The organism is Mesorhizobium sp. M0040 (assembly GCF_040323505.1).
Taxonomy (GTDB): Bacteria; Pseudomonadota; Alphaproteobacteria; order Rhizobiales; family Rhizobiaceae; genus Mesorhizobium.
The window spans coordinates 21,643-36,873 of sequence record NZ_JAMYVA010000037.1 but is presented as its reverse complement, the minus strand read 5'-3'; the positions used below and the strand labels follow the sequence as shown (position 1 = coordinate 36,873).

At 64.1% G+C, this 15,231-nt stretch carries 19 protein-coding genes; 11 read left to right on the top strand and 8 right to left on the bottom strand.

Translation table 11 applies throughout. The features are described from left to right. Positions 1-42 precede the first annotated feature (42 nt). Entirely contained in the window at positions 43-735 is a 693-nt protein-coding gene (locus NKJ91_RS24730) for a winged helix-turn-helix transcriptional regulator (RefSeq protein ID WP_352457625.1), read from the bottom strand. Between the two features lie 174 nt (positions 736-909). Here NKJ91_RS24730 and NKJ91_RS24725 point away from each other — a divergent pair, with 174 nt between their 5' ends. The 4 genes from NKJ91_RS24725 to NKJ91_RS24710 all read left to right on the top strand — a co-directional run bounded on the left by NKJ91_RS24725 (position 910) and on the right by NKJ91_RS24710 (position 2,484). Next, a complete protein-coding gene (locus NKJ91_RS24725) occupies positions 910-1,236 on the top strand; it encodes a DUF1330 domain-containing protein (RefSeq protein WP_023677873.1) in 327 nt (108 codons plus the stop codon). Between the two features lie 127 nt (positions 1,237-1,363). Next, positions 1,364-1,888 (top strand): hypothetical protein, encoded by a 525-nt coding sequence (locus NKJ91_RS24720; RefSeq protein ID WP_352489378.1) that lies wholly within the window; start codon positions 1,364-1,366, stop codon positions 1,886-1,888. A 120-nt stretch (positions 1,889-2,008) separates the two neighbouring features. Next, on the top strand, positions 2,009-2,299 hold the full coding sequence (locus NKJ91_RS24715) for a hypothetical protein (RefSeq protein ID WP_352457623.1): 291 nt from the start codon (positions 2,009-2,011) through the stop codon (positions 2,297-2,299). Between the two features lie 41 nt (positions 2,300-2,340). Continuing rightward, positions 2,341-2,484 (top strand): glycine zipper domain-containing protein, encoded by a 144-nt coding sequence (locus NKJ91_RS24710; RefSeq protein WP_198023575.1) that lies wholly within the window; start codon positions 2,341-2,343, stop codon positions 2,482-2,484. Positions 2,485-2,556: 72 nt separating this feature from the next. Here NKJ91_RS24710 and NKJ91_RS24705 read toward each other — a convergent pair whose 3' ends face one another. Next, on the bottom strand, positions 2,557-3,720 hold the full coding sequence (locus NKJ91_RS24705) for a M20 aminoacylase family protein (RefSeq protein ID WP_352451192.1): 1,164 nt from the start codon (positions 3,718-3,720) through the stop codon (positions 2,557-2,559). A gap of 270 nt (positions 3,721-3,990) precedes the next feature. On the opposite strand from NKJ91_RS24705, the gene NKJ91_RS24700 reads away from it, so the two are divergent. Continuing rightward, positions 3,991-5,169 (top strand): D-alanyl-D-alanine carboxypeptidase family protein, encoded by a 1,179-nt coding sequence (locus tag NKJ91_RS24700; protein WP_352457638.1) that lies wholly within the window; start codon positions 3,991-3,993, stop codon positions 5,167-5,169. A gap of 4 nt (positions 5,170-5,173) precedes the next feature. Beyond that, complete coding sequence (locus NKJ91_RS24695) at positions 5,174-6,286, top strand: CobW family GTP-binding protein (RefSeq protein ID WP_352457622.1); 1,113 nt, start codon at positions 5,174-5,176, stop codon at positions 6,284-6,286. A gap of 194 nt (positions 6,287-6,480) precedes the next feature. Here the strand turns inward: NKJ91_RS24695 and NKJ91_RS24690 are convergent, their stop codons facing one another. The 5 genes from NKJ91_RS24690 to NKJ91_RS24670 all read right to left on the bottom strand — a co-directional run bounded on the left by NKJ91_RS24690 (position 6,481) and on the right by NKJ91_RS24670 (position 10,416). Continuing rightward, complete coding sequence (locus tag NKJ91_RS24690; protein WP_352457621.1) at positions 6,481-6,756, bottom strand: sulfurtransferase TusA family protein; 276 nt, start codon at positions 6,754-6,756, stop codon at positions 6,481-6,483. 5 nt (positions 6,757-6,761) lie between these two features. Next, positions 6,762-8,087: a L,D-transpeptidase family protein gene (locus tag NKJ91_RS24685; RefSeq protein ID WP_352457637.1), complete on the bottom strand. Its 1,326-nt coding sequence runs from the start codon at positions 8,085-8,087 to the stop codon at positions 6,762-6,764. Between the two features lie 212 nt (positions 8,088-8,299). Further along, positions 8,300-9,250, bottom strand: a complete 951-nt coding sequence (locus NKJ91_RS24680) for an acetyl-CoA carboxylase carboxyltransferase subunit alpha (RefSeq protein WP_352457620.1) — start codon at positions 9,248-9,250, stop codon at positions 8,300-8,302. Positions 9,251-9,349: 99 nt separating this feature from the next. After that, entirely contained in the window at positions 9,350-10,270 is a 921-nt protein-coding gene (locus tag NKJ91_RS24675) for a site-specific tyrosine recombinase XerD (protein ID WP_352457619.1), read from the bottom strand. Then, positions 10,267-10,416, bottom strand: a complete 150-nt coding sequence (locus NKJ91_RS24670) for a hypothetical protein (RefSeq protein WP_023677884.1) — start codon at positions 10,414-10,416, stop codon at positions 10,267-10,269. Before NKJ91_RS24670 ends, NKJ91_RS24675 begins: the two co-directional genes overlap by 4 nt. Before the next feature lie 158 nt (positions 10,417-10,574). Here NKJ91_RS24670 and NKJ91_RS24665 point away from each other — a divergent pair, with 158 nt between their 5' ends. From NKJ91_RS24665 to NKJ91_RS24650, 4 genes are read left to right on the top strand one after another with little or no spacing between them, the layout of a single operon-like run. Continuing rightward, a complete protein-coding gene (locus NKJ91_RS24665; protein ID WP_352457618.1) occupies positions 10,575-11,177 on the top strand; it encodes a shikimate kinase in 603 nt (200 codons plus the stop codon). Then, positions 11,174-12,316 carry a 3-dehydroquinate synthase gene (gene aroB, locus NKJ91_RS24660; protein WP_352457617.1) on the top strand — a complete coding sequence of 381 codons (1,143 nt, stop codon included), beginning with the start codon at positions 11,174-11,176 and terminating at the stop codon, positions 12,314-12,316. The genes NKJ91_RS24665 and aroB overlap by 4 nt, the downstream gene beginning before the upstream one ends. Then, positions 12,313-13,209, top strand: coding sequence for an HlyC/CorC family transporter (locus NKJ91_RS24655; protein ID WP_023677887.1), 897 nt, complete (start codon positions 12,313-12,315; stop codon positions 13,207-13,209). Before aroB ends, NKJ91_RS24655 begins: the two co-directional genes overlap by 4 nt. A gap of 40 nt (positions 13,210-13,249) precedes the next feature. Next, entirely contained in the window at positions 13,250-14,056 is an 807-nt protein-coding gene (locus NKJ91_RS24650; protein WP_352457616.1) for an alpha/beta hydrolase, read from the top strand. Between the two features lie 3 nt (positions 14,057-14,059). On the opposite strand, the gene NKJ91_RS24645 is transcribed toward NKJ91_RS24650, so the two are convergent. Next, positions 14,060-14,362, bottom strand: a complete 303-nt coding sequence (locus NKJ91_RS24645) for a BolA family protein (RefSeq protein ID WP_023677889.1) — start codon at positions 14,360-14,362, stop codon at positions 14,060-14,062. Between the two features lie 133 nt (positions 14,363-14,495). Between NKJ91_RS24645 and NKJ91_RS24640 the strand changes: the two genes are divergently transcribed. After that, a complete protein-coding gene (locus tag NKJ91_RS24640) occupies positions 14,496-15,125 on the top strand; it encodes a J domain-containing protein (protein ID WP_036238769.1) in 630 nt (209 codons plus the stop codon). Positions 15,126-15,231 lie beyond the last annotated feature (106 nt).

Below are 15,231 nucleotides of genomic sequence, written 5' to 3'. Positions count from 1 at the left end.
GCCCGACACATAACCGCTTCGGATCGTTTCGCCAAGAGGCAGCTAGGCCGCTCGCTTGGGTTCGACCGCGAACGGGCTCAGGCCGAGCCAGGTCTGCATTTTGCGGGCGATGTCCTGGTCGCCCGTCAAGATGACTTTCGGCCCGGCCTTCTCGACGGTGATCAGCCCCATCCAGATTTCGGTCATCGTGTGCAGGTCGGTCGAGACGTAGAGATCGACATCGAAGCCCGGGTCGTACCAGCAGAGGTCGACCTCGCCGTGCTTCTCGACGATCAGCCACCACGACCGTTTCGAGGCGGGGAGCTCCTGATACAGAAATTGTATCACCGTGCGCCCGTCGGGCAGCGGCGACGCGTTGAGGTTGCGCCGCATGTCCCACATCAGCAGCGACGGATCGAGGTTCTTCAGCGACAGCCGCGACTCGACCCATTTCTGCCCCCAAAAGCCCATCGCCTCGACAACGGAACGCAGATCCCTGCCTGCCTCGGTCATCCGGTATTCGAAGATGCCTTTCTCGCCGCGCACCTCCTTGCGCTCGACGATCCCGGCCAGCTCGAGCTCCTTGAGGCGTTGCGACAGAAGGGTCGGCGACATTTTGGGGACGCCGCGGCGCAGATCGTTGAAACGGGTCGAGCCCGCCACCAATTCGCGAAGCAGAACCATGGTCCAGCGGGTGCACAGCACCTCGGCGGCCATCGATAGCGGGCAGAACTGCTTGTATCCGGACTGGGTCATGATGTTGCCTTCCCCTCAAACTCAGCCGGGATCATAGGCCTTCCCCCGCGGCACGGCGAGTACAGAAACTGTACCACACCAGTACAGATCGGGGACTGGCTGGCGCGACCCTTGCCATGCGACCCCTCTGCCGCTGCACGGGATACCCCTGTGCACGACCAGGAGACATGACCCATGACCGCTTACGTTATCGCAGACATCAAGGTGAGAGACCCGAAGTGGATGCCGGCCTATGCCGCGTCGGTCCACGACCTCGTTCACAAGCACGGCGGCAGATATCTGTCGCGCAGCGGCAATGTGAAGACGCTCGAAGGCAAGCCGCTCGACACGACGCTGATTGCCTTGATGGCGTTCCCGACCGAGGCCGCGGCGCGCGCCTTCACCGACGATCCTGCCTACGCGCCGTTCGTTTCGGCCCGTCAGGGCGGCAGCGACAGCCGTTTCCAGCTGATCGACAACTCCGATCTGGCCGGAACCATCCCGTATCTGCCGAAGGGATGATCTTCCCCTGCATTCGTCGCATCGGGACAGGGATCTCCCAGCAACAACAGCCACAGCGCCCACCTGCCGGACCTCCTTACCTCCGGCGGCCGGCCGGGCTGTGCTTTTCAAGAAGAATGGAATGACTATGACAATCAACTTTCGCAACAAGTTCCTCGCTGCCGCGGCGCTGCTGTCGGCCTGCACTGCGTTGGCGCAGGCGCATCAGGCAGCGCCCGCGTCCGGTCCCAATCCGCTGGCCGACAAGGTACGCGCCGCCAACAGCCGCTTCGAGAATGTGGCGGCGGCGACCGCTGAGGGCTATGCGCCGATCCCCTGCGCCAGCGGCATCACCGGCGGCGCCATGGGCATCCATTACGTCAATCCGGGCTACCTCAAGGACGACGCTGTCGATGTCGCCAAGCCGGAAGCGGTGATGTACGAGCCGATGGCCGACGGCACGCTAAAACTGATCGCGGTCGAATACATCACCTCGAAAGGCCCGGCCTCGCTCGATGGGCATCTGTTCAACTTCAACAGCGCGCCCAATCGCTATGGCCTCGGTCCGTTCTATGAGCTGCATGTCTGGGCCTGGAAGGGCAACCCGACCGGCGCGTTCGCGGATATGAACCCGAACGTGTCGTGCGAACCGACGACTGCTGCCAGCCGGTAAGCAGCCGGGCCAGGCGGCGCCAACGCCGCCTGGCCGAATGTGGGAGCAGGCCCCAAAGAGGTCGGGATAGCGGAACTTTCGGGACGCCGGCGCGCTTTAGTGTCCCGAAGGAGACACCGCATGAGCGCCACCAAAGAGTTCTTTCAAACGTGGCTGCAGGAGAATGTCGGCAATCTGCCCGCCGAGAGCGAGGTGAGCGTCGCCGTCCTGGCGCAGCAATTCGAGCAGGATGCCGATGCTGCCGGCTATGGCCACGAGGTTCGCGAAGACGAACTCGGCAATATCCAGGAGGCGATCGAGGCAGCCCTGACGAAGGCGAGGACAGGCGAAGAGCCGCAGGCTGCCGACGACAATGAGCTGGCGCCGGTCATGGAGGCGCTGGAGGTCGAGGATCCGAAGAGCGGACCTTAGCGGTTGCGGCTCTTCCCTTCCACGCTACATGACCGGGCATAATGGATGCCAAACACCTCACACTCGGCGTCGTGATCGGCGTGGCTATCGGCGTCGTGTTGGACAACATTGTTGCGGGCATCGGTATAGGTATTGCTCTGGGCATTGCCTTCGGCCTTGCCCGGAAGTCGTCCGGCCGGAAGTGACCAGCAGAACATGTCCTGCCCGGTTTTGCCGCCCAGAGGTGCGGCGGTTGCCGCACCGCCGATGCCGAACGGCTACGCCGCCAGCGCCGTTTCCGCCAGCTTCACCCAATAGCTCATGCCGTGCGGGATGACCTCGTCGTTGAAGTCGTAGGCTGGGTTGTGCAGGCCGGCGGTATCGCCATTGCCGATGAAGATGAAGGCGCCCGGCCGCGCTTCAAGCATGTAGGAGAAATCCTCGCCGCCCATCACCGGCTGGATCGCGCGGTGCACATGGCTGTCGCCGGCGACGTCGGCCGCGATGTCGCTGGCAAAGACCGTCTCTTCCGGATGGTTGAAGGTGACGGGGTAATTGGCATTGTAATCAACCTCGATTGTCGCGCCGAAGGCAGCGCCCAGGCCTTGGCAAAGCGCGCGGATGCGCTCTTCGGCCTTCTTGGCGACCTCCTTCTTCAGCGTGCGTACGGTGCCGGCGATCTCGGCCGTCTCGGGAATGACGTTATAGGCGTCGCCGGCGTGGAATTTCGTCACCGAGACGACCACCGCCTCGACCGGATCGGTGCTGCGCGAGGCGATCGTCTGCAATGCGCCGACAAGCTGGCTGGTGATGACGATCGGGTCGATGGTGCCGTGCGGCATCGCCGCGTGGCCGCCCCGGCCCTTGACGGTGATGGTGAATTCGGCGGTCGCCGCCATGATTGGACCCGGCCTGATGGCGAACTGACCGACCGGCAGGCCCGGCATGTTGTGCATGCCGAACACCTTGGAGATACCGAAGCGCTCCATCATACCGTCCTTGACCATCTCGTTGCCGCCGCCGCCGCCCTCTTCGGCCGGCTGGAAGATGACCGCGACGGAGCCGGCGAAATTGCGCGTTTCGGCGAGGTATTTGGCGGCACCCAACAGCATCGCGGTGTGGCCGTCATGACCGCAGGCGTGCATCTTGCCGGGGACGGTCGAAGCATAGGATTTGCCGGTGATCTCGTTGAGCGGCAGGGCATCCATGTCGGCGCGCAGGCCGATGGTCGAGCCTTCGCCGTGGCGGCCGCGGATGATGCCGACGACGCCGGTCTTGCCCAAACCCGTCACGATATCGTCGCAGCCGAAAGCCTTCAGCTTCTCGGTGACGAAAGCGGCGGTCTTGAAGACGTCGAAATTCAGCTCCGGCGTCTGGTGCAAATGGCGGCGCCAGCCGGCCACCTCGTCCTGCATTTCGGCGGCTCGGTTCAGGATCGGCATGATGGTTCCATTTCGCTGTTGGAGCAGGCGGTCTTGGCCTGCTGCTTTGCAATTGTGCCTGCTGCCTTGCAACCATGCACGCTGCTTTGCATTGTGCTGCTGCTTCCACATTGTGATCGGCAGCACTTTGCCATGTTGACGTCACATAGAGTAAATAGCACCGCGACTGTGGTCCGGGAACAGAGGGCCGGACCATTATCCTGGCGATCGTGTAACGAAATCTTACGGAGCCAGGTGGGACTGCGGCAAGAGGCTATTTCGGTTTTCATGATGCGCTACAGGCATTTCCTCAAACTGTTGGTGGCGGGCACGGTGGTGCTTGCGGCGCTGGCCGGGCCTGCCTTGGCCAATCCGACAATCCTGTTCGACCTGAACAGCGGCAAGATCCTGCAGCACCAGGAGGCGTTCAGGCGCTGGTACCCGGCTTCGCTGACCAAGCTGATGACCGCCTATGTGGCGTTTCGGGCGATTGCCGCGGGCGAGGTCCAGCTCGATTCGCCGATCAAGGTAACGAAACATTCTGCCGGCGAGCCGCCGAGCAAAATGGGCTTCAACCCGGGCTCGGTGATGCGGTTGGACAATGCGCTGAAGATGATGCTGGTCAAATCGGCCAACGATATCGCCATGGCGGTCGGCGAGAATATCGGCGGTTCGCAAGCGGCTTTCGCCGAACGCATGAACGCCGAAGCGCAGAGGCTCGGCATGAGCGGGTCCCATTTCGTCAATCCGAACGGGCTCTATTCGCCGGACCAGTATACGACAGCGCGCGATCTCGCTTTGCTGGTGATGGCGATTCGCAAGGAATTTCCGCAATATGCCCCCTGGTTCTCGATCGAAGGCCTTGCCGTCGGCAAGAAGGCGATCTCCAACTACAACCTGCTGATCGGCCGCTATCCGGGTGCCGACGGCATGAAGACGGGTTTCGTCTGCTCGTCCGGCTTCAACATGATCGGCTCGGCGACCCGCAACGGCCGCACCCTGGTCGCCGTAGTGCTCGGCGAGCAATCGGCCATTACCCGCGCCGAGGCGGCGGCAAAATTGCTCGACCAGGGCTTTGCAACGCCGGCGCCGAGCTGGCTGACGGTAGCGGCGCTGCCCGCCTATGGCGACACCATGTCGGCCAACGACATGAATGACGAAATCTGCAAGAAGAAGCCGGTCGAGGAGCAGTCGGAAACCGCACCCGCCGTCGGCGACAAGGGCAAGGACGTGCCGAAATCGCCCTATCAGGAAAAGCTCGACCATGTACCGACGCTGATCGCCGTCGGCCTCGGCGGCGCCACGGGACCGAAGCCGAAGGCGATGCTCGACGCCTCCGGGCAGGAATATGCCGACGTGCCGCTGCCGACATGGCGGCCGGACCGGGCGCCGCCGGCCGGCGCCGAGCCAGTTGTGGCCGGATCCGCCACCGCCGCGCAGGTCCAGCAGCCGGCCAAGGCGCTGAACTAGCCGCATGGCCGGTTTCCCGATCCCCGTTTCGGTGCTCACCGGCTTTCTCGGTGCCGGCAAGACGACGCTGCTCAATCGGCTGCTCCGGGATCCGGCGCTCGCCGACACCGCCGTCATCATCAACGAGTTCGGCGAGGTGGCGATCGACCATCTCCTGGTCGAGCAGGCCTCCGACGGCATCATCCAGCTCTCCGACGGCTGTCTCTGCTGCACGGTGCGCGGCGAGCTGGTCGACACGCTGGCTGACCTCGTCGACCGCCTGCAGACCGGCCGCATCGACCGGCTTGCCCGCGTCATCGTCGAAACCACCGGGCTCGCCGATCCCGCCCCCGTACTGCAGTCGATCATGGCACACCCGGCCCTGGTCCAGGCCTTCCGGCTCGACGGCGTCATCACCCTGGTCGATGCCGTCAACGGCAATGCGACGCTCGATGCGCATGTCGAGGCGGTGAAGCAGGTGGCCGTCGCCGATCGCATCGTGCTCAGCAAGGCCGACCTGACCACGGATGCAGGCGATGTCGAGGCGTTGCGGGCGCGGCTCAGGCAGCTCAACCCGGGCGCCGTGGTGCTCGACGCCGGCGAGGCAAGCACCGCGACCCTGTTCGATAGCGGCCTCTACAATCCGGCCACCAAATCCGTCGATGTGCAGCGTTGGCTCGGCGAAGAAGCCGGCCACGACCATGACCACGGCGGGCATGATCACGACGGGCATGACCATGCCGACCATGATCACCATGACCACAGGCACGATTCCCGCGTGCGTTCGTATTCGCTGGTTCATGACGGGCCGGTGCCGTTTTCGGCAATCGAGATGTTCCTCGATCTGTTGCGCTCGGCGCATGGCGAGCGCCTTTTGCGGATGAAAGGCGTCATCGAGCTTGCAGAAGACCCGTCGCGGCCGCTGGTTATCCATGGCGTGCAGAAGATCCTGCATCCGCCGGTGCAACTGCCGGCCTGGCCGGACAGCCAGCGCGGCACCAGACTGGTGCTGATCACGCTCGACATGCCCGGAGACTATGTCCGGCGGCTGTTCGCCGCCTTCACCAACCGGCCGTCGATCGACACGCCGGATCGCGCAGCACTGGAAAGCAACCCGCTGGCTATTGCCGGATCGTGATCTCCCCCCTTGAGGGGGAGATGTCGCCGAAGGCGACAGAGGGGGTCGCCTCGGCTGGCGCGACGCCCTGTGGGACGAGAGAAAAGGTTGGCGCTTCACGCGCGGCAACCCCCTCTGGCCTGCCGGCCATCTCCCCCTCAAGGGGGGAGATTATCCCGCTCAGCCGCTTTCGCCAGAACGAGCTAAGTCGAGACTCAGCCGATCCCGCACTCGACCAGGAAGCGGTGGCCGCCCGATATCGCCGTCGTCTCGATCAGCCGATGGCCGGTCTCGGCGCAGAAGGCGGGAATGTCGATGACGGCGAGCGGATCGGTGGTTTCGAGCCACAGCCGGCTGCCCGGCTGCATTGCGGCCAGGCGCTTTTTTGCCTTGAGCACGGGCAACGGGCAGTTCAGGCCTTTGAGGTCGTAGACGGCGGCGGGGCTGGTTGAGGGCCTGTGTTCTTGGCCCCCATCTTCTTGCTCAAGCATGAAGTTCAGCCGCCAAACATGCCGAGCAGCTTTTTCTTCAACCTTGTCGCCGTGCTTTCGGCGTCCGCAGCCTGCGTTTCGACTGCCGGGGCGGCGTCCGATGGCGCTACGGTGGCGGTGGCGACAGGCATCTCTGCGGCGGTCTTGGCAGCTTCCTTTTCGGCGAGCGCCTGGGCTTTGGCAGCTTCCTTCTCGGCCAAGGCCTGTGCCTTGGCTGCCTCTTTCGCGGCCTTGGCCGCTTCTATGGCGGCAAGCCTTTGTTCCTCGGCCTTCTGCTTGGCGGCCTTTTCGGCATCGAGCGCCGCCATCTTGCGGCCCGCCGGCGAATCGATGCGGCCCATGCGCGCCGTTTCGGCCACGGTGCCGTCCGGGTTGAGCGAGGGCGGCTCGATCGGAACGCGTTCGCCGCGGGCACGCCGCTTCGACCAGTCGGAAACGATGCTGGCTTCCTTGATCCCGGCGATGGTTGGCTTGGGTGCCGGCACGCTGGCCTTGACGGCGCCGTTGAAGGCCGCCTCATAGGTGCTTTGATAGGCGTTGATGGCGCTCTTCAGCGAATCGGGCTGGGTGGTCACAGGGCAAGCGCCGGTCGGATTAAAGGTCGAGCCGTCGGCCGCTACCTGGTTGAAGACGTAGCGCTTCTCGCAGACGTCGACTTTCGGCGGCACCTTGGTGACCTCGAAATTGTCGTAGCCGACCTTCAGCATCTTCCAGAATTCGTAGTTCGGGTCGTTGCGATAGCGCGCCATGTTGGCTGCGGTCATGCGGAACGGAAAAGCCTGGATCTGGAACTCGGTCTGGCCGCCCTGGAAGGCGTCGCGGCCGAAGGCGTAGATCTGCTCGATCTGCGCGTCGGTCATCGAATAGCAGCCGGACGACGAGCAGGCGCCATGGACCATCAGGTTGGAACCGGTGCGGCCATTGGCGCGGTCATAGGCGTTCGGGTAGCCGATGTTGAAGGACAGGTGGTAATTCGACCGCGGATTCATCTGTGCCGGGCGGACCGTGTAAAAGCCTTCCGGCGCCTGGCGGTCGCCTTCGGTGAATTTCGGCCCGAGCTTGCCCGACCATTTGCAGATGTCGTAGCTGGCGACCAAGTCGTAGCGGCCGTTGGTCTTGGCCTTCCAAATTTCGAGCTTGCCTTCTTCCTTGAAGATGCGGGCCATCACCGAGGAGGTGCGGACCATGCCCTTGGCTTTCATCTCGGCCAGGATCTTGTCCGGCAGCGGCTTGTTGGCTTGCGGCGCAAAATCCTTCATCGAAGCGTCATTGCAGCCGGCGACGCCGATCGCAGCGATCAGAACTCCGGTGCGGGCAAGCTTGGCAAACATGGATATGGCTATCGTCTTCATCTCTGCGCCGCGGATGCCGCGGCTGCTAAACTGACCACTGACGGACCCTAAGCCCGTTAACCTTGAAAATTCCTTACTGCAATCATGCTGGCGCGTCCCCTTACGGCAAGCCCACTGAGCCGAATGCGGCGGCATTTTTGTGGCGAAACTGCTTCACGCCGCCACATTTCGGGCCGCGTGCCTGCCGGATGTTATAGATTGCGGCCCATCGCCAGGTATTTCTCGCGGCGATGCTCGCGGAAGTCGGTGTTGGCGCCGGAGAATTCCTTCATCGTCCTGGCGATGAGGTCGCCGGTGGCGGCAATCACCGTTTCGGGGGCGCGATGGGCACCGCCGAGCGGCTCGGCGACGATGGCGTCGATGATCTTCAGCTCCAACAGATCCTGCGCCGTGATCTTCATGTTGGTCGCAGCGTCCTTGGACCGCGTGGTGTCGCGCCACAGGATCGAGGCGGCGCCTTCCGGCGAGATCACCGAATAGATGGCGTGTTCGAGCATGTAGACGCGGTTGGCGGTGGCGATCGCTATGGCGCCGCCCGAGCCGCCTTCGCCGATCACCACCGAGATCGACGGCACCTTCAGGCCAAGGCAGGCCGAGGTCGAGCGGGCGATGGCTTCCGCCTGGCCGCGCTCTTCGGCGTTGACGCCGGGGTAGGCGCCGGCCGTGTCGACCAGCGTCAGCAGCGGGACTTGGAAGCGGTCGGCGAGTTCCATCAACCGCACCGCCTTGCGGTAGCCCTCCGGCCGCACCGAGCCGAAATTATGCTTCAGCCGGCTTGTCGTATCGGAACCCTTCTCCTGGCCGATGATTGCCACCGGCTCGCCACGGAAGCGGGCGAAGCCGCCGACGATCGCCTGGTCCTCGCCGAAATTGCGGTCGCCGGCGAGCGGCGTGAAATCGGTAAGCAGGCCCTTGATGTAGTCGATGCAATGCGGCCTGTCCGGATGGCGCGCCACCTGCACCTTCTGCCATGGCGTCAGCGCCTTGTAGGCGTCGCGCAGCGCATCGCGCGAGCGCTTCTCGAGACGGGCGATCTCATCGCCGACATCGACCGCCTCGCCGTTCTCGGCAAGCTTCTTCAGCTCAAGGATCTTGCCTTCGAGATCCTGCACAGGCTTTTCGAAATCGAGGTAATTGTACATTCTTGGGCGGACCGGCAAGTCGGAAGGCAATGACTGACGCAAGCCTGAAAATGCAGGCTGGGCGCGGTGGAACGTCGTTCTCACATAGCGGCATGACGCCTAGTCGGCAAGCGGATGATGATCGTTGACCAGAAGCACCAGCCGCTCCTCCAGCACATGCGTGTAGATCTGCGTCGTTGAAATATCGGCATGGCCAAGCAACTGCTGCACGGCCCTGAGATCAGCGCCGTTCTGCAGCAGATGGCTGGCGAAAGCATGGCGCAGCACATGCGGCGATATCTTCGCCGTGGCAATGCCGGCCCGAGCGGCAAGCCCTTTCAGCTCGCGGGCAAAGACCTGTCTCGAGAGATAGCCGCTGTCGGAGGCAGCCGGAAACAGGAACGGGCTGTCGGCAAGAGCCGGCACCGCCGCCCCCCGTGCGGCAAGCCATGTCCGCATCGCGGTGCGCGCCTTGGCCGACAGCGGCACCATGCGTTCCTTGTTGCCCTTGCCTCGCACCATGAAGAAGCGGTCGTCGCGCTGCGCCACCGTCACGGGAAGGCCGACCAGCTCCGAAACGCGCAAGCCGGTGGCGTAGAGCACCTCGACCAGCGCGTGCAGGCGCAGCGCCGCCAGCCTGTCGCCGTCATGCATGGAGGGGTCCACCGCCTCCTGCGCCGCGCGGTCGAGCAGCCGGCCGGTATCGGCCTCGCTCATCGTCTTAGGCAGCGGCCGGCCTTTCCTCGGACTGTCCAGCGTGCCGGTCGGATCGTCACCCCGCAGGCCTTCGGCGTAGAGGAACTTGAAGAACTGCCGGATCGCCGACAATTTGCGCGCCTGCGAGGTGGCGGCAAAGCCGCGCGCGGCGATGTCGTCGAGATAGGTACGGATGTCGGCGCTGGTGGCAGCGGCAAGCCCACCGCCGATCCCGACGGAAGCGTCTTCGAGGTCGCGGCGATAGGAGGAAAGCGTGTTTTCGGCCGCGCCGCGCTCGGCGCTCATCATCTCCAGGAAGGCTTCGATGCGGGCGGCGCTGTTCATTTTTTGGGATTGAGCTTTTCCGGAGGGATACGCACGCTCATTTCCGCCTTCCTCGGCTCGACGAACATGACCAGGGCGAACATCGCGCCATAGACAATGCCGGCCAGAATCGCGAGCGTCACGACAAAGCGAAACAGTGTTGGCATTAATTTTCGCCCGTCGTCTTATTCTGCATTTCCAACCCTGTGCCCTTATGAGACGCCAATCCGGCCAATTCAAGGGTGAAGCCCATAGTCCCGGTTGCGCCGCGCTTGACGCAAACAGGCTTTTGATGTCGATACGCCGCCAAAGAGGCCCTAGAAGCATGAACGCGCTACCAGCAAATCCTCCGGGCGAGAGCCATGCCGCGCTGCTCGGCCGGCTGGGCGGCCGTTCCATCGTCTTCGTCGGGCTGATGGGCGCCGGCAAGACGGCGATCGGCCGCAAGGTGGCGGCGATGCTGGCACTGCCCTTCATCGACAGCGACCAGGAGATCGAAACTGTTTCGCGCATGAGCGTCCCGGACCTGTTCGAGCGCTATGGCGAGGCGGAGTTCCGAGCACTGGAGCAGCGCGTCATCCTGCGTGTGCTGGAGCACGGGCCGCAGGTGCTGTCGACCGGCGGCGGCGCCTTCATGAACGCGCAGACGCGCGAGGCGATCGCCAGCCATGGCGTGTCGGTTTGGCTGAAAGCCGAGATCGACCTGTTGATGGAGCGCGTTTCCAAGAAACAGAACCGGCCGCTGCTGAAAAGCGCCGATCCACGCGCCGTGCTGGAACGGCTGATGGCGGAACGCTACCCGGTTTATGCCGCGGCCGACGTCGTCGTGCCGACCCGCGACGACCGCAAGGAGATCATTGCCGCCGAAGTGGTGGACGCGCTGCGCGGCCATCTCGGCGTTGCCGATATTGACGAGGTGCGGTCGTGAGCGCTGATGCAACGGTCTCTGTCGAAGTCGGGCTTGGCAAGCGTGCCTACAATATTTTGATCGGTCCCGGCCTGCTGTCACGCGCCGGCGCCGAGATTTCGCGCCGTCTGCCGGGGACGCGGGCGGCGGTCGTCACCGACGAAAACGTCGCGGCCGCGCATCTCGCGACGCTTGCGGCCGGCCTGGCAAGCGGTGGCATCCAACATGCCGTCATCACGTTGCCGCCAGGCGAAAAGACCAAGAGCTTTGCGCATCTCGAAGAGGTGGTCGACGGCGTGCTGGCCGCCAAGCTGGAGCGCGGCGACGTCGTCATCGCGCTCGGCGGCGGCGTCGTCGGCGACCTCGCCGGCTTTGCCGCCGGCATCGCGCGGCGCGGCATGAACTTCGTGCAGGTTCCGACCTCGCTGCTGGCGCAGGTCGATTCCTCCGTCGGCGGCAAGACCGGCATCAACAGCAAGCGCGGCAAGAACCTGGTCGGGGTATTCCACCAGCCTAGGCTGGTGCTGGCCGACACCGAAGTGCTCGACACGCTGCCAATCCGCGAGTTTCGCGCCGGCTATGCCGAACTGGCCAAATACGGGCTGATCGACCGGCCCGAGTTTTTCGCCTGGCTGGAAGAAAACTGGCGTCAAGTGTTTGCCGGCGGGCCGGAGCGGGCTGCGGCCATCGCCGAGGCCTGTCGTGCCAAGGCCGACGTCGTTGCCCGCGACGAGTTCGAGACCGGCGACCGCGCGTTGCTCAATCTCGGCCACACCTTAGGTCATGCGCTGGAGGCGGCGACCGGCTATGACGGCGCAAGGCTCGTGCATGGCGAGGGCGTCGCCATCGGCATGGCGCTGGCGCACCGCTTTTCGTCAAGGCTCAATTTGGCGAGCCCCGACGACGCGGCGCGTGTCGAGGCGCATCTTCGCGCCGTCGGTCTGCCCTGGCGCATGGCCGACATTCCCGGCGAACTGCCCGATGCCGAGACGCTGTTCTCCTTCATCACCCAGGACAAGAAGGTGTCGCGCGGCGCGCTGACCTTCATCCTGACGCGCGGCATCGGCCAGGCCTTTATCGCCCGGGATGTGCCGGCCTCGGAAGTGCTGGCGTTCCTCCGGGAGAACCATCCGGGTCGGCAGGAAAGCCGCCCGGGATGAGCCAGGCCGGCTGGATCGCGGCTGCCGTGCTCGCCGGCCTCGGCCTGCTGGGCTTCGTCTTGCGCCGGCGCCTGCTCGCCGCCTTCGGCTACGAGCTGCAACGCATCGAGCCGCAGCGCTCTGCGCGCGAGGAACTGCGCGGCGCCGTCGACGATTTCCGCCGCGACGGCCAGGTGGTGCGCGAGGACCGCGCCCGCATCGGCGGCCTGTTCGACCTCGAGGAGCTCGAAGTGTCGGACGTCATGGTCCACCGCACGAATATGCGCTCCGTCAACGCCGACGACCCGCCCGAAGCGGTGGTTCGCGAGATCCTGCAGAGCCCGCACACCCGCATGCCGTTGTGGAAGGGTTCGCTCGACAACATTGTCGGCGTGCTGCACGCGAAGGATCTGCTGCGCGCGCTGAACGAGGTCGGCAACGATTTTTCCAGGATCGACGTGATGAAGATCGCGTCGAAACCGTGGTTCGTGCCCGACACCACGACGCTTCAGGAGCAGCTCAATGCCTTCCTGCGCCGCAAGGCGCATTTCGCCATCGTCGTCGACGAATATGGCGAGGTCGAAGGGCTGGTGACGCTGGAAGACATCATCGAGGAGATCGTCGGCGAGATCGCCGACGAGCACGACATCGACATCCAGGGCGTCAAGCAGGAGGCCGACGGCTCCGTCGTCGTCGACGGCACGGTGCCGATCCGCGACCTTAACCGGGCGCTCGACTGGAACCTGCCGGACGAGGAAGCCACCACCATCGCCGGCCTTGTCATCCACGAGGCGCAGTCGATCCCGGACGAAAAGCAGGCCTTTACGTTTCACGGCAAGCGCTTCGTCGTCATGAAGCGCGACAAGAACCGTATCGCGCGGCTGAGGATCAAGCCGGCGATGCTTGGAGAATGACAGTGCGCACCTTGTGGCAGCCGTGGGCAGTCAGGAGTTGATGACGATCGATCGGCGAAGCCTGCTTCTGGCGTCGATAGCGGCGCTGCTGCCGGGACAGGCGGCGGCATTGCGGCTGCGTTCGCCGTCGCCCGAAACCTTCGACTATGGGCCGGCCAAGCTCGACATCTATTCCCGCGATGGCGCAAGCGGCCTGCCGGTCGTCTTCTTCGTCCATGGCGGCGCCTGGCGGGTCGGCAACCGCAACAATGTCAATTCCAAGCCTGGTTTCCTGCTCGACAATGGCTTCGGCTTCGTCTCGATCGACTACCGGATGCTGCCTGAAGCCGACGTCGCCACCCAGGCGGCAGATGTCGAACTGGCCTATCGTTACGTCCGCGCCAACATCGCCAGGCATGGCGGCGATCCGGACCGGATCGTCGCCATGGGCCATTCGGCCGGCTGCCATCTCGTCGCATTGACCGGGCTGCGCGGCGGCCTGCCCGGCGTCGCGGCGCTGGTTCTCGACGACACCAGGGCCTACGATCTGGAGGCGCTGGCCAGAAGCGGCGGCATGGCAGGGGTCTATGCCCGCGCCTTTCCCGATCCGGCGCAGTGGCGCGCGCTGTCGCCTGTCACCTATGTGGAAGGCCGCAAGCACCCGCCGACCTTCATCGCCCATTCGCGCGCGAAAGCCCGCGCGGCGGACGCGCAGGCCTTCGCCGAGCGTCTGCGCGCCACCGGAACCAAGGTCACGCTGTTCGACGGCAGCGACTATTCGCACATGTCGATCAATCGCGACTTCGGCACCGAAGGCGATGCATTGACCGCAGCGGTGATGGCCTTCCTGAGGGCGAGCCTCGGCTGAAATTTACCAGCGGGTCTTTTCACCGGGCGCCACCGGCTCGATTGCCAGGGCGTGGACGCCGGATTTCAACTCCTCGGCCAGCAGATCGTTGACTGCGCGGTGACGTTCGACGCGGCTCATGCCGGCAAAGGCGGGGGCGACGATGCGGACGCGGAAATGCGTCTCGCCAGTGCCGTCGAAGGTGGCGTGATGGCCGGAATCCACATGATGATGCCCGGCATGGAGATGGCTTTCGTTGATGACGTCCAGCCGTTCCGGCGAAAACGCCTTTTTCAGCTTACCTTCCATCGTTGCCTGTATGGACATCGCCGCTTCCCTTCACCACATCTATGTCATCGCACAAAATTCGCAATTCGCCGGTTTTATGCCGCGATTCAGCGGTTAGGGCGATCATCGCGAAAATGTCAATTCTTGTTTCGCATCAGCGAACAGCCCATAAATGGGTGAGATGAAGCCGTACCCAAAATATTTCGAGAAGATTCGCATCCGCCCGGAGAAGGACGCGGAGCTGAAGTCGCGTTCGCCGATCTGCCAGTGGGATGGCTGCAAGGAGGCCGGTACCCACCGTGCCCCGGTCGGACGGATGAAGGAAGGCGAGTATTTCCAGTTCTGCTTCGACCATGTGCGCGAGTACAACAAAGGCTTCAATTATTTCTCGGGCGTTCCCGACACCGAGATCGCCCGCTTCCAGAAGGAAGCCATGACCGGCCATCGGCCGACCTGGAAAATGGGCGTCAACGGCGCCTCGACCCGCTCCTCGCCGGACTTTGCCCAGGCGCGCTCCGGTCGCGCCGGCTACTACAATCGCATGCGCGATCCGTTCGACCTGTTCAAAGGCCCGAAAGACCCGCGCGAAGCACGCGAGCGCAAGGCCAAGCCGCTTGAGGCCAAGGCACTGGAAACGCTTGGCCTTGATACAAAGGCAACTGGCAAGGATATCAAGGCGCGCTATAAGGAACTTGTGAAACGCCACCACCCGGATGCGAATGGCGGCGACAGAGGTTCGGAAGACCGGTTCCGCGATGTGCTCCAGGCGTATCGCGTGCTCAAGCAGGCAGGTTTGTGCTGAGCGACCATACGGTTCGTGTCGCTTTCCAACTTTCATAAGGTTGGAAAAGGCTCTAAGACCGCCCCCGAACAAAATCGATTGCCGGCGAAACGCGGCGTTTCGCTTG

Excerpts from the sequence above, each read along its gene's own strand:
- NKJ91_RS24730 (WP_352457625.1), bottom strand. The coding sequence starts at position 735 with ATGACCCAGTCCGGATACAAGCAGTTCTGCCCGCTATCGATGGCCGCC.
- NKJ91_RS24725 (WP_023677873.1), top strand. The coding sequence starts at position 910 with ATGACCGCTTACGTTATCGCAGACATCAAGGTGAGAGACCCGAAGTGG.
- NKJ91_RS24720 (WP_352489378.1), top strand. The coding sequence starts at position 1,364 with ATGACAATCAACTTTCGCAACAAGTTCCTCGCTGCCGCGGCGCTGCTG.
- NKJ91_RS24715 (WP_352457623.1), top strand. The coding sequence starts at position 2,009 with ATGAGCGCCACCAAAGAGTTCTTTCAAACGTGGCTGCAGGAGAATGTC.
- NKJ91_RS24710 (WP_198023575.1), top strand. The coding sequence starts at position 2,341 with ATGGATGCCAAACACCTCACACTCGGCGTCGTGATCGGCGTGGCTATC.
- NKJ91_RS24705 (WP_352451192.1), bottom strand. The coding sequence starts at position 3,720 with ATGCCGATCCTGAACCGAGCCGCCGAAATGCAGGACGAGGTGGCCGGC.
- NKJ91_RS24700 (WP_352457638.1), top strand. The coding sequence starts at position 3,991 with ATGCGCTACAGGCATTTCCTCAAACTGTTGGTGGCGGGCACGGTGGTG.
- NKJ91_RS24695 (WP_352457622.1), top strand. The coding sequence starts at position 5,174 with ATGGCCGGTTTCCCGATCCCCGTTTCGGTGCTCACCGGCTTTCTCGGT.
- NKJ91_RS24690 (WP_352457621.1), bottom strand. The coding sequence starts at position 6,756 with ATGCTTGAGCAAGAAGATGGGGGCCAAGAACACAGGCCCTCAACCAGC.
- NKJ91_RS24685 (WP_352457637.1), bottom strand. The coding sequence starts at position 8,087 with ATGTTTGCCAAGCTTGCCCGCACCGGAGTTCTGATCGCTGCGATCGGC.
- NKJ91_RS24680 (WP_352457620.1), bottom strand. The coding sequence starts at position 9,250 with ATGTACAATTACCTCGATTTCGAAAAGCCTGTGCAGGATCTCGAAGGC.
- NKJ91_RS24675 (WP_352457619.1), bottom strand. The coding sequence starts at position 10,270 with ATGAACAGCGCCGCCCGCATCGAAGCCTTCCTGGAGATGATGAGCGCC.
- NKJ91_RS24670 (WP_023677884.1), bottom strand. The coding sequence starts at position 10,416 with ATGCCAACACTGTTTCGCTTTGTCGTGACGCTCGCGATTCTGGCCGGC.
- NKJ91_RS24665 (WP_352457618.1), top strand. The coding sequence starts at position 10,575 with ATGAACGCGCTACCAGCAAATCCTCCGGGCGAGAGCCATGCCGCGCTG.
- NKJ91_RS24655 (WP_023677887.1), top strand. The coding sequence starts at position 12,313 with ATGAGCCAGGCCGGCTGGATCGCGGCTGCCGTGCTCGCCGGCCTCGGC.
- NKJ91_RS24650 (WP_352457616.1), top strand. The coding sequence starts at position 13,250 with ATGACGATCGATCGGCGAAGCCTGCTTCTGGCGTCGATAGCGGCGCTG.
- NKJ91_RS24645 (WP_023677889.1), bottom strand. The coding sequence starts at position 14,362 with ATGTCCATACAGGCAACGATGGAAGGTAAGCTGAAAAAGGCGTTTTCG.
- NKJ91_RS24640 (WP_036238769.1), top strand. The coding sequence starts at position 14,496 with ATGGGTGAGATGAAGCCGTACCCAAAATATTTCGAGAAGATTCGCATC.